Raw genomic sequence first — 11,731 nt, 5'->3', positions numbered from 1 at the left:
TGCTTCGTCGCTGCGCTCCTCGCAATGACGGAGCAAAATGGATGCTCCGTCATCATCCCAACCGTCACCGCCTGTCGCGCCGGACGGCCCTTACTTCATCGGCCAGATGGCCTGAGCCACCGCCGCCTGCTCCGGGAAGATCGTGACGAACTTGCCGCCGACATATTGCAGCAGCACCGGATCGGCGTCGTTGTTCTGGCCGCTCTCGTCGAACTTCACCCGCTTCCACGGCATGATGGTCTGCTCGCCCGGCATGTCGGTCGCGACCAGCGACTCGCGGATCTTCTCGCCATCGGTCGACTTGGCACGGTTGATGGCGTCGGCCATCACGATCAGGCCCATGAACTGGCGCGAGGAGAAATCGTTCAGGTCCTTGCCCGACTTCGCCTTGAACATGTCGTTGATCTTGCCGACCATCGGCCGCTTGGCGGCGAGGTCGAGCGAGAACGAGCCGCGCGAGATGACACCTTCGAGCTTGTCGCCGACGGCATCATAAAGCGCCTTCTCCGAGAAGCCGGCATCCTGCGCCACGATCGCGTTCGGCTTGTAGCCGAGCTCGGCCATGGTCTTGACCAGGAGGATGCCGTCGGTGGTGTAGCTCGACGGCATCAGCACGTCTGCGTTGGCCGCCTTCAGCTGCTGCACTTCTGCCGAGAGCGATGGCGAGTTGGCGCGGTATTTGATGTCGGCCACTACTTTGTAGCCGCGCTCCTTGGCGAGCTTGAGCTGCGAGTTGCCGGAATCGGTGCCGAAGATCGTATCCTCGTGGAACAGCGCCAGCGTCTCGATCTTGGTGCCCTTCTTCTTCATCGCATCGAAGAAGTCGAACATCGCCTGCGAGAACATCTCGTCATGCGGGGCGGCGCGGAAATAATACTTCAGCCCGCGGCGATGCAGGCTCGGCGAGGAATTGTCGGCCGAGATATAGGGGATCTGATAGCGCTCGCAGGTCTGGCTCGCGGTGACGGCCACCGCGCTCTGGTAGGAGCCGATGACGGCGCAGACGTTTTCCTGGGTGATCAGGCGCTCGGTCTCGGCGCGACCCTTCTGCGGGTCGGCCTGGTGATCGGCGAAGATGAGCTTGACCTTGGCGCCACCGAGCCCCGGCAGGCCCTCGGTGCGCGCGAGCGGCAGATCGAAATCATACTTGTTGTTGATGATCTCGGCCGCGGTCTCGAAGGCGCGTTGCGCGTCGACGCCGATCTGGGCGCTGGCGCCGGAGAACGGATAGATGATCCCGATCTTCACCTCGGACGTTTGCGCGCGGGCCGCGATCGGCCCGAGCGCAGCGGCGGCAGTAGCTCCCAGCAAGACATTTCGGCGCGTGATGCTCATTGCAAGATTCCCTTATCAAACGGCTGGCATCGATGAAGCGATTAATGCGGTCGGTAAAGCCTCAAGAAGCGGCAGACACTGCCCATTAAAGCACGGCAAGGTCCTTGTTTTTAAGATCGGTGATCAACATCAACCCGGGCGCGTGGGTGATCGCGAACGGCAACCTTGCCGCTGCTATCACCGCCTGGGGCGTGACGCCGCAAGCCCAGAACACCGGAATCTCGTCGGCCGCAACCGGCACCGGATCACCATAATCAGGCTTGTTGATATCGGCGATGCCAATCAGATGCGGATGGCCGAGATGCACCGGCGCGCCGTGGACGGCAGGAAAGCGCGTGGTGATCTGCACCGCCCGGATCGCCTGGGCCGGTTTGAACGGGCGCATCGAGACCACCATGGGACCAGCGAACGGCGCCGAAGGCTGGCAGGCAATGTTGGTGCGGTACATCGGGACGCGCACCTTGCGTTCGATGTGCCGGATCGGCAGCCCGTCCGCCATCAGTGCTTCTTCAAATGAAAAGGAGCAGCCGAGCACGAAGGCGACGAGATCGTCCCGCCAATGCGAGAGAATGTCGGTCGGCTCCTCGACGAGTTCGCCATCGCGCCAGACGCGATACCGCGGCACATCGGTACGAATGTCGAGATCGGTGCCGAGCGAGGGAATGTGCGGATCACCGACGTCCGAGATGCCGATGATCGGACACGGCTTGGGATTGAGCTGACAGAAACGATGAAATGCGCCGGCATAACGCTCCGGCAGAATCGCAAGATTGCCCTGCACGAAGCCGTTGGCGACGCCGGCTGTGCTCCAGCCCCTGCCTGCCCGATAGTCGAGCCGCGCCTGATGGCTGGGCAAAATCCCTACTTCATTACCATCCATGCTGCACTGCCGCCGAAACAGTCATTTGAGCCATTTGCCTAATATCTCGACAAACGCACTCAACCCCAGCCGTGCTATAAAGTCTAATCTTCGTTTTTAATCGGAAACGATAAATCTGATTGATCCAACGCGAGTGACAATGCTGGATTTCCGATCGATCGAAACTTTCCTCTGGGTGGTGAAGCTTGGCAGCTTTCGCGGCGCCGCCCAGCGGCTCAACACCACCCAACCTGCCATTTCCCAGCGCATCGCCCAGATGGAGCGCGAGCTCGGGGTGAAGCTGCTCAACCGCGATCACCGCGCGGCCTCCCCAACGCCGAGCGGACGGCAGATGCTGGTGTATGCAGAGAAGCTGATCGGCTTGCGCACCGAGATGCTCGCCGAGGTCGGCGATCGCTCGGCCATGCGCGGGGTGCTGCGGCTCGGCGTCGCCGAAACCATCGTGCATGACTGGCTGCCGCGGCTGATCAAGCACGTCAACGACAGCTACCCGAACCTCTCGCTGGAGATCGAGGTCGACGTCACGCCGAACCTCCATGCCCGGCTGCTGGCGCAGGAGATCGAACTCGCATTCGCCCTCGGCCCGCCATCGGCGCCCGGTATTCGTAACCGCGTGCTGTGTGACTACCCGATCAGCTTCCTGGCAAGCCCTGCGCTCGGTCTCGGCGGTGCGCTGCTGACGATCGCGGAGATCGCGAAGTTTCCCATCATCACCTTCCCACGCAAGACCCAGCCCTATGAGAACGTTCGCTCGCTGTTCAACCGCCCCGACCTGCCGCCGATCCGGCTGCATGCCAGCGCATCGCTGGCGACCGTGATTCACATGGCGATCGAAGGGCTCGGCGTCGCCGTGATCCCGGCCGCGATTGTCGCGCGCGAACTCGCCGATGGCCGCCTGCAGGAGCTGAAAACCGATATGCGGATCTCGCCGCTCACCTTCACCGCAAGCTGGCTCGCCTCGCCCGAGATGATCGCGATCGAGCGCGTCGCCGAGCTTGCAGCCCAGACGGCGCAGATGAGCAGCCAAGCGCCGGCATCGGTTGACGCGGAATTGGTGCCGAGCCATTGAAGGCCTCGATGCCGGGTGAAATGGAAGATGCAATGAGCCGAGCCACCACCAATCTGCAGATCGATTCCGCCCGCCTCTGGGGTACCATTCACGAGACCGCCAAGTTCGGCGCCACGGCAAAAGGCGGCGTACGCCGGCTGACCTTGAGCGAGGAAGACAGGCAGGTGCGCGACTGGTTTCGCAAGGCTTGCGAGGATGCCGGCCTCGAAGTGCATGTCGATGCGCTCGGCTCCATGTTCGGCCTGCGCAAAGGTCGCGACATGTCGAAGCCGCCGGTCGGGATCGGCTCGCACCTCGATACCCAGCCGACGGGCGGCAAGTTCGATGGCATCCTGGGCACGCTGGGCGCGCTCGAAGTGATCCGCACGCTGAATGATGCTGATATCGAGACCGAGGCGCCGATCTGCGTCGTCAACTGGACCAATGAGGAAGGCTCGCGCTTCGCGCCGGCGATGATGGCCTCGGCCGCCTATGTCGGCGATTTCACCGTCGAGGACATCCTGTCGCGCAAGGACGCCGAAGGTGTCACGGTCGGCGAGGCGCTCGACAGAATAGGCTATCGCGGCGAGACCAAGGTCGGCACCCAGAAATTCGGAAGCTTCGTCGAGCTGCATATCGAGCAGGGCCCGATCCTCGAAGCCGAGAACAAGACCATCGGCGTGGTCGATTCCGGCCAGGGCGTATTCTGGTACGACGGCCGGATCACGGGATTCGAAAGCCACGCCGGCTCGACGCCGATGCCGCTGCGCCGCGACGCGCTGTTGACGCTGTCGCAGTTCGCACTGGCGCTCGAGCAGATCGCAATCAGGCTCGGGCCGAATGCGGTCGCCACCATCGGCGAAGCCGTGATCCTGAATCCCTCGCGCAACGTCATTCCCGGCGAGATCGCCTTCACCATCGACTGCCGCAGCAAGGACGCCGACACGCTCGAAGCCCTCGACAAGGGCTTGCGCGCAGCCGCTGCCGAGATCGCGACCAGGCGCAAAGTCGATATCGCCATCGATCTGGTCTGGCGCAAGCCGCCGACGCATTTCGATCCCAAGCTGGTCGATGCGGTGGAGCATGCCGCTGCAAGCCTCGGCTATTCGCACCGTCGCATCACCTCCGGCGCCGGGCACGATGCCTGCAACCTCAACACGGTCATGCCCACCGCGATGGTGTTCGTGCCCTGCAAAGACGGCATCAGCCACAATGAGCTGGAAGATGCCACGCAGACGGATTGCGCCGCCGGCGCCAATGTCCTGATGCACACGGTGCTGGCGCTCGCCGGCGTCGCGTCGTGACTTCCGTCGTCTTGCTGAACTAATTGTCTGTCAAGCCGATCGCCGCAGAACGCGCTGCGCTCCCCTCCCCCCTTGCGGGGAGGGGCCGGGGGTGGGGGTCCACAGCGGCAGTCTTCACGGGGTACCCCCCTCCCCGGCCCTCCCCCACAAGGGGGGAGGGAGCGTACCTTTGTTGGCGCGAGTGCTCGGGCCCACTCTTGAAGGAGAATATCACGTGCGCGGAGTTTTCATCGACGCCAATGACTCGCTTGCGGAGATTTTCGAACGGCAGCGCAGGCCGGATGACATCGCGGTCAAGGTCAACCTCGATCCCAACATCACCCCCGAGGATTGGCCCGCCGTTCTCGACGGCGCCGAGATCGGCATCGTCGATCACACCGCACTGCCGACCGAGGTCGCAAAGCATTGCAAGGGGCTGAAGCACGTCGTGTTCCTCGGAACAGGCGCGCGCAGCTACATGAACCCCGAAGAGCTGGCAGAGCTCGGCATCACCGTGCACCTGATCAAGGGCTATGGCGACACGGCCGTGGCCGAAGCCGCCATCGCGCTGATGTGGGCGTCCGCGCGTGGGCTGGCGCAGATGGATCGCGAGATGCGCGCCGGCAACTGGCTGCGCGATGACGGCATGCAGCTCACCGGCAAGACGCTCGGCCTGATCGGCTTCGGCGGTATTGCCGCGGAAGTGGCCCGGATCGCATCCGGCAGCGGCATGAAAGTGATCGCCTGGAACCGGACGTCGAAGACGCATCCGGGCGTGACTTTCGTCAACCTCGACGAGCTGCTTGCAAGCAGCCACGTCGTTTCACTGCACCTGCTGCTCAACGACGAGACCCGCGGCTTCCTATCGCGCGAGCGCATCGCGCAGATGCGCAAGGGCGTGATCCTGGTCAACACCGCGCGCGGCGCCATCGTCGACGAGGCCGCGATGATCGAGGCGCTGAAATCAGGCCACATCCGCCATGCCGGCCTCGACGTCTTCAACATCGAGCCGCTGCCGAAGGATCATGTCCTCACGACGATCCCCAATGTGACGCTGTCAGCGCACTCCGCGTTCCGCACGCCGGAAGCGAGCGAAAACCTGATTGACGCCGCCTGGGAGCATTGCCGGCGGGTGGCGAAGGCATAGACGGTTATTTCTTGTAGGGTGGGCAAAGCGAAGCGTGCCCACCATCCGGCAGCGTTCGTATGTAGTGGTGGGCACGGCGCATGCGCGCCTTTGCCCACCCTACGACAGCACACGAACAGCGGTGATTACTCCACCATATCCGCAACCGCCCTCCCGCACGTCACAGTGTCGGCATTGCCGCCGAGGTCGCGGGTCCGCAAAGTGCGCTCGGCCAGCGTGCGCTCGATCGCGCCGACGATCGCGTTGGCGGCGGTCTTCTCTCCGAGATGCTCCAGCATCATCGCGCCCGACCAGATCATGCCGATCGGGTTGGCGATGCCCTGCCCCGCGATATCGGGCGCCGAGCCGTGCACCGGCTCGAATACGGACGGGAAATTCCGCTCCGGATTGATGTTGCCCGACGGTGCGATGCCGATCGTGCCGGTGCAGGCCGGGCCGAGATCGGAGAGGATATCCCCGAACAGGTTGGAGCCGACCACGACATCAAACCAGTCCGGATGCAGCACGAAATTGGCGGTCAAGATGTCGATGTGATACTTGTCCCACTTCACGCCCGGATAGTTCTTCGCCATCGCCTCGACCCGCTCGTCCCAATAGGGCATCGTGATCGAGATGCCATTCGACTTGGTCGCCGAGGTCAGATGCTTCTTCGGCCGCGACTGCGCGAGCTCGAAGGCGAATTTCAGGATGCGGTCGACGCCGGTGCGGGTCATCACCGTCTGCTGGGTGACGAATTCGCGCTCGGTGCCCGGGAACATTCGGCCGCCGACCGACGAATATTCGCCTTCGGTGTTCTCGCGCACCACCCAGAAGTCGATATCGCCCGGCTTGCGGTTCGCGAGCGGCGACGGCACGCCCGGCATCAAGCGCACGGGCCGCAGATTCACATATTGGTCGAACTCGCGGCGGAATTTGATCAGCGAGCCCCAGAGCGAGACGTGGTCCGGAATCTTCGCCGGCCAGCCGACTGCGCCGAAATAGATCGCGTCGTGCTTGCCGATTTTTTCCTTCCAGTCCTCCGGCATCATCTCGCCATGCTTCTCGTAATAGTCCCAGGAGGCAAAATCGAAATGGTCGAACTGCACAGCCACGCCATGCTTCTTCGCGGCGGCCTCGATGACGCGCATCCCCTCCGGCATCACCTCCTTGCCGATGCCGTCGCCGGGAATGACTGCGATCCGGTAGGGTTTCTTGACGCTCATCGATGAGATTCCTTGTTCTTCGAGCCGGTTGGTACGGCCGCTGTCTGCGGTCCATGCAATGGCTCAAAGCAACGTGAAGCGCAACGCTGCACTGCAATGTTGACCGCGCCGGCTCGTCACTTGAAATTCATCGGACCTCTCCGCCCCACCAGCCCCCGAGTCATCCCATGGATCTGCATTTGTCCGGCAAGCGCATCCTCATCACCGGCGCTTCCAAAGGTATCGGCGCCGCCGCGGCCGAGGCTTTCGCCGAGGAAGGCTGCCATCTCCGCCTCGCCGCGCGAAGCGGCGATCAACTGAAAGCGCTTGCCGACCGGCTTCGTGCCCAACACCAGATCGATACCGCAGCCCACGTCGTCGACCTGCGAAAGCCGGAAGATGTCACCAGGCTTGCGCAGGAAGCCGCAGACATCGACATCCTCGTCAACAATGCCGGCGACATTCCCGGCGGTTCGCTCGACAAGATCGACGAGGCGACCTGGCGCCATGCCTGGGACCTCAAGGTGTTCGGCTTCATCAATCTGACCCGGCTCGTCTATGCGCAGATGAAGGCCCGCGGCCACGGCGTGATCGTCAACGATATCGGCGCGGCCGGTGAAAAGTTCGACGCCAACTACATCTGCGGCAGCGCCGGCAATGCAGCGTTGATGGCGTTCACCCGTGCGCTCGGCTCCAAGAGCCTTGCCGACAACATCCGCGTCGTCGGCATCAATCCCGGGCCGGTCGGGACCGACCGCCACGTAACGCTGCTCAAGACCCGCGCCCGCGACCTGTTCGGCGACGAAAGCCGTTACCGGGAATTCCAGAAGAGCCTGCCGCTGGGCCGGCCGGCGCATCCGCGCGAGATCGCCGATCTGATGACGTTTCTCGCCTCCGACCGCTCCGGCTATACGTCTGGCGTGATTTTTACCGTCGACGGCGGCATAGCCGCCGGCTGGGCGTAACTGCCCTGCTCCGCCCCTGCTGCGGACGAGGATGTGGCGCACCGTGACGCCACCCGGGACTGACGAAGCGCACCCGGCGCAGGCCAGACCGATATACTTTTGACATTTTGACAATCCGGTCGCGTGCCGTAGAAGGGCCCCAACAATCGCGTTCCCGGAGACTTGAAATGACAGACCAGGCGCTGCAGCCTGCAAGACAAGAAACGACAACGTTCGTCGATGTAGAGCGCCGGATCCGTGCGATCCTGATCGGCTCAGCCGGCAACCTGGTCGAATGGTACGATTTTTACGCCTACACGGCTTTCGCGCTGTATTTTGCACCAGCCTTCTTTCCGTCGAAGGACCCGGTCGTCGAGCAGCTCAATGCCGCCGTGGTGTTCGCGGCCACCTTCCTGATGCGCCCCTTGGGCGGCTGGCTGTTCGGCTATATCGCCGACCATTTCGGCCGCAGGCTGTCGCTGACGGTCTCGGTGCTCTGCATGTGCTTCGGCTCGCTGATCATCGCGGTGACGCCGACCTATGCGTCGATCGGAATCGCCGCACCGATCATCCTGGCCCTGGCGCGCGTGATCGAAGGCCTGAGCCTCGGTGGTGAATATGGCGCCAGCGCCACCTATCTCAGCGAAGTCGCGGACGCCAAGCATCGTGGCTTCTATTCGAGCTTCCAATATGTGACGCTGATCGGCGGTCAGCTCACCGCGATCATCGTGCTTCTGCTGCTGCAGAAGGTGTTCCTGACACCCGATCAGCTGAAGGACTGGGGCTGGCGCATTCCGTTCGCGATCGGCGCGGGGCTCGCGATCTTCGTCGCGGTGATGCGACGGAACCTGCAAGAGACCGAAGCCTTCGTCGAAGCGAAGAAGAAGGTCCGTCCCTCCGGCTCGATCGTCCAGCTGTTCAAATATCCGCGGGAGCTGTTGCTGGTGGTCGGCTTGACGGCCGGCGGCACCGCGGCGTTCTACACCTTCACCACCTACATGCAGACGTTCGTGAAGCTTTCGGTCGGCCTCACCGCAGACCAGACCACGACCGTGATCTTCGGCTCGCTGTTGTTCGCGACCATCCTGCAGCCGATCTATGGCGCGATCTCCGATAAGATCGGCCGCAAGCCGCTTCTGATCTTCTTCGGCGTCGCCGGCACGCTTGCGACCATTCCGATCCTGACATTGCTGAAGGAGACGAAGGAGCCGTTCATCGCCTTCCTCCTGATCTGCGGCGCCTGGATCTTCACCGCCGGCTACACCTCGATCAACGCGGTGGTGAAGGCCGAACTGTTCCCGACCAATGTGCGCGCGCTCGGCGTCGGCGTCCCCTATGCGCTGACGGTCTCGATCTTCGGCGGCACGGCGCCGGCCATCGCGCTCTATTTCAAGAGCATCGGACACGAGACCTGGTTCTATTATTATCTGTCCGGCATCATCTTCCTGTCGCTGATCATCTATGCGACGATGCGCGACACCAAGCATGCTTCTGCCATGCATCGGCACGAATGAGGTGTTGAAATGGCCGACGGGGACGAGGTTCCGCCCGAGAGCAAGCTCACCCGCAGCAAGCAGCGCTGGGCCAGCGAAGGCAAGTTCCTCACCGGCAAGATCGTGCGGCCCGAGGATCAGCGGCTGCCGCCGGGACAGCACCTGACGCGGGACTGGCCCGTGCTTGATCTCGGGCTCACGCCCGGGATCTCGCGCGAACGCTGGCGGCTCGACGTCTACGGCACGGTGGAAAATCCGCTGTACTGGGACTTTCCGACCTTCCTCGCCCAGGACCAGCGCCAGTTCGTCTCCGACATCCATTGCGTGACCACCTGGTCGCGCTACGACAACCAGTGGGAAGGGCTTTCGACACGCGACCTGCTCGCCGCCTGCCGGCCGCGCGACGCGGCGGATTTCGTCGTGCTGCATTCCTATGATGGCTACACCACAAATCTTTCGCTCGAGGATTTCGCGGCTGCGGACGCGCTGCTCGCGCACAGCTGGTCCGGCGTTCCCTTGACCGGCGAGCATGGCGGTCCCGTCAGGGTCGTCGTGCCGCATCTGTATTTCTGGAAGAGCGCCAAATGGCTGAAGGGGATCGAATTTCTCGACAAGGATGCGCCCGGCTATTGGGAGGTGCGCGGCTATCATAATCGCGGCGATCCCTGGGCCGAGCAGCGCTATTCGGAGTGACAAGGGGCGGCCTCGTCATGAAGAAAAGCGCCGGAGATAGAGCATGGAATTTACCTCAGAGACGGGCGAGATCCCGAAAGGCTATGGCTATCTCCTCAAGCCCTCCGTCATCGTCGAGGCACTCACGAAGGCAAACATCGGAATTCACGTCCAACTCGTTCGTAGCCACGGCAGGCGGCTGTTTGATGCACGATACTGGCCGCCAAACGGCCACGTGCCTTTTGAACGTCTCCACATCAAAGTGGGCACCGCGATGGAGCGGGACTTGCCCGAACTTCGTCGGCGAGCGAAGGACGAAGCCCTTCCAGCACTCGTCCGATGGATCTCCGATATCGTCGCCCAAGACCTGCGGTCAGTGATCCGGAACGGCGAACAGGAAATTCAACTTTTGCCGCCTCGAGACTGACCATTGCTGTGTCGCGAGTGAAACTGCTGAGGTCGTCCGCGCCCTCGGCTTGAGCGGTGGTTGAGACGCAACGATTGGGGACCAGACGATGCCGACCGAACGTTTCCAGTTTGACGGCGCAAATGGCGAGAAGCTGGCCGCTGCGCTCGATCTGCCGGATGGCCAGCCGCACGCCTATGCGCTGTTTGCGCATTGCTTCTCCTGCGGCAAGGAAACCCACGCGGCGCGACGGATCGCAATGGCGCTCGCAGCCCACGGCATCGCGGTGCTGCGTTTCGATTTCACCGGGCTCGGCTCCAGCGAAGGCGACTTCGCCAACACGGCCTTTTCCTCCAACGTTGCCGACCTCATCCGTGCGGCCGACCACCTGCGCGAGACGCGGGCCGCGCCGGCGCTCCTGATCGGCCACAGCCTCGGCGGCCCCGCCATGCTCGCCGCGGCCGCGGAGATCCCGGAGGCCAAAGCCGTGGTCACGATCGCGGCGCCCTCCGATCCCGCCCATGTCGCGGGTTTGTTCAAGGACAAGATCGAGGACATCCGCGTCCAAGGCTCGGCCGAGGTCTCGCTCGCCGGCCGGCCGTTCCGCATCAGCCGCTCCTTTCTCGATGACGTCGCCGAGCAGCGTCTGCTCGACAAGGTCGTTCACCTGCACAAGGCGCTGCTCGTCATGCATTCGCCTGTCGATGACACCGTGGGTATCGACAACGCCACGCGCATCTTCGTCACCGCCAAGCACCCGAAGAGCTTCGTCTCGCTCGACCATGCCGACCATCTCGTCAGCAGCAAACAGGACGCCACCTATATCGCAGACGTCGTCGCGAGCTGGGCGAGCCGCTACATCGAACCGCCGGTGTCACAGCCGACGGCCGCGGCAGCGGATGAGGGCCCGCGCGAAGTGGTCGTGCGCGAGACCCGCAGCAGCAAATTCCAGCAGACGATCAGTGTCGGCCCGCACCAGCTCACAGCCGACGAGCCGATCGCGGCCGGCGGCCAGGACTCGGGGCCCGGCCCTTACGACTTCCTGCTGACCGCGCTTGGCGCCTGCACCTCGATGACGTTGCGCCTTTATGCCGAACGCAAATTCCTGCCGCTCGATCGCGTCACCGTGCGGCTGACGCACAGCAAGATCCACGCAGAAGATTGCGCGGAGTGCGAGACCAAGGTCGGCCTGATCGATCAGATCGAACGGGTGATCGTCATGGACGGCGCGCTCGACGAGGCCCAGCGTGCGAAGCTGATGGAGATCGCCGACAAGTGCCCGGTGCATCGGACCCTGACCTCGGAGATCCGTATTCTCACGCGGCGAGCGGACTGAACGGGC

10 protein-coding genes and 1 pseudogene are annotated in these 11,731 nt (G+C 63.3%); 8 read left to right on the top strand and 3 right to left on the bottom strand.

Annotated elements, in window-relative coordinates; translation table 11 throughout:
* Positions 1-90: 90 nt before the first annotated feature.
* Positions 91-1,335, bottom strand: a complete 1,245-nt coding sequence (locus QX034_RS23400) for an ABC transporter substrate-binding protein (protein WP_315729750.1) — start codon at positions 1,333-1,335, stop codon at positions 91-93.
* Between the two features lie 85 nt (positions 1,336-1,420).
* Positions 1,421-2,240 (bottom strand): annotated as a pseudogene (locus QX034_RS23395) (putative hydro-lyase).
* Positions 2,241-2,354: 114 nt separating this feature from the next.
* Between QX034_RS23395 and QX034_RS23390 the strand changes: the two are divergent.
* The 3 genes from QX034_RS23390 (at position 2,355) to QX034_RS23380 (ending at position 5,693) form a co-directional block, all read left to right on the top strand.
* Positions 2,355-3,284 (top strand): LysR family transcriptional regulator, encoded by a 930-nt coding sequence (locus QX034_RS23390; RefSeq protein WP_315706275.1) that lies wholly within the window; start codon positions 2,355-2,357, stop codon positions 3,282-3,284.
* Between the two features lie 32 nt (positions 3,285-3,316).
* Entirely contained in the window at positions 3,317-4,567 is a 1,251-nt protein-coding gene (locus QX034_RS23385; protein ID WP_315729752.1) for a Zn-dependent hydrolase, read from the top strand.
* A 214-nt stretch (positions 4,568-4,781) separates the two neighbouring features.
* Entirely contained in the window at positions 4,782-5,693 is a 912-nt protein-coding gene (locus QX034_RS23380; RefSeq protein WP_315706277.1) for an NAD(P)-dependent oxidoreductase, read from the top strand.
* A gap of 125 nt (positions 5,694-5,818) precedes the next feature.
* On the opposite strand, the gene QX034_RS23375 is transcribed toward QX034_RS23380, so the two are convergent.
* The gene (locus QX034_RS23375; protein WP_316190665.1) at positions 5,819-6,895 is read right to left on the bottom strand and encodes a tartrate dehydrogenase; all 1,077 of its coding nucleotides are present in this window, start codon (positions 6,893-6,895) and stop codon (positions 5,819-5,821) included.
* 167 nt (positions 6,896-7,062) lie between these two features.
* Between QX034_RS23375 and QX034_RS23370 the strand changes: the two genes are divergently transcribed.
* The 5 genes from QX034_RS23370 (at position 7,063) to QX034_RS23350 (ending at position 11,725) form a co-directional block, all read left to right on the top strand.
* Positions 7,063-7,839, top strand: a complete 777-nt coding sequence (locus QX034_RS23370) for an SDR family oxidoreductase (RefSeq protein ID WP_316190666.1) — start codon at positions 7,063-7,065, stop codon at positions 7,837-7,839.
* A gap of 167 nt (positions 7,840-8,006) precedes the next feature.
* Positions 8,007-9,332: an MFS transporter gene (locus tag QX034_RS23365; RefSeq protein WP_316173678.1), complete on the top strand. Its 1,326-nt coding sequence runs from the start codon at positions 8,007-8,009 to the stop codon at positions 9,330-9,332.
* A gap of 9 nt (positions 9,333-9,341) precedes the next feature.
* Positions 9,342-10,004 (top strand): sulfite oxidase-like oxidoreductase, encoded by a 663-nt coding sequence (locus QX034_RS23360; protein WP_315762225.1) that lies wholly within the window; start codon positions 9,342-9,344, stop codon positions 10,002-10,004.
* Positions 10,005-10,047: 43 nt separating this feature from the next.
* Complete coding sequence (locus QX034_RS23355) at positions 10,048-10,410, top strand: hypothetical protein (protein WP_315769526.1); 363 nt, start codon at positions 10,048-10,050, stop codon at positions 10,408-10,410.
* An 88-nt stretch (positions 10,411-10,498) separates the two neighbouring features.
* Entirely contained in the window at positions 10,499-11,725 is a 1,227-nt protein-coding gene (locus QX034_RS23350; protein WP_315706283.1) for a bifunctional alpha/beta hydrolase/OsmC family protein, read from the top strand.
* Positions 11,726-11,731 lie beyond the last annotated feature (6 nt).

It is taken from the genome of Bradyrhizobium sp. SZCCHNR3119, assembly GCF_032487775.1.
Lineage (GTDB): Bacteria > Pseudomonadota > Alphaproteobacteria > Rhizobiales > Xanthobacteraceae > Bradyrhizobium.
This window is presented reverse-complemented; position numbering and strand designations above follow the sequence as displayed.

What these genes read in the sequence shown, in the direction of transcription:
- QX034_RS23400 (WP_315729750.1), bottom strand. Translation starts at nt 1,335, where the DNA reads ATGAGCATCACGCGCCGAAATGTCTTGCTGGGAGCTACTGCCGCCGCT.
- QX034_RS23350 (WP_315706283.1), top strand. Translation starts at nt 10,499, where the DNA reads ATGCCGACCGAACGTTTCCAGTTTGACGGCGCAAATGGCGAGAAGCTG.
- QX034_RS23375 (WP_316190665.1), bottom strand. Translation starts at nt 6,895, where the DNA reads ATGAGCGTCAAGAAACCCTACCGGATCGCAGTCATTCCCGGCGACGGC.
- QX034_RS23365 (WP_316173678.1), top strand. Translation starts at nt 8,007, where the DNA reads ATGACAGACCAGGCGCTGCAGCCTGCAAGACAAGAAACGACAACGTTC.
- QX034_RS23355 (WP_315769526.1), top strand. Translation starts at nt 10,048, where the DNA reads ATGGAATTTACCTCAGAGACGGGCGAGATCCCGAAAGGCTATGGCTAT.
- QX034_RS23370 (WP_316190666.1), top strand. Translation starts at nt 7,063, where the DNA reads ATGGATCTGCATTTGTCCGGCAAGCGCATCCTCATCACCGGCGCTTCC.
- QX034_RS23385 (WP_315729752.1), top strand. Translation starts at nt 3,317, where the DNA reads ATGAGCCGAGCCACCACCAATCTGCAGATCGATTCCGCCCGCCTCTGG.
- QX034_RS23390 (WP_315706275.1), top strand. Translation starts at nt 2,355, where the DNA reads ATGCTGGATTTCCGATCGATCGAAACTTTCCTCTGGGTGGTGAAGCTT.
- QX034_RS23360 (WP_315762225.1), top strand. Translation starts at nt 9,342, where the DNA reads ATGGCCGACGGGGACGAGGTTCCGCCCGAGAGCAAGCTCACCCGCAGC.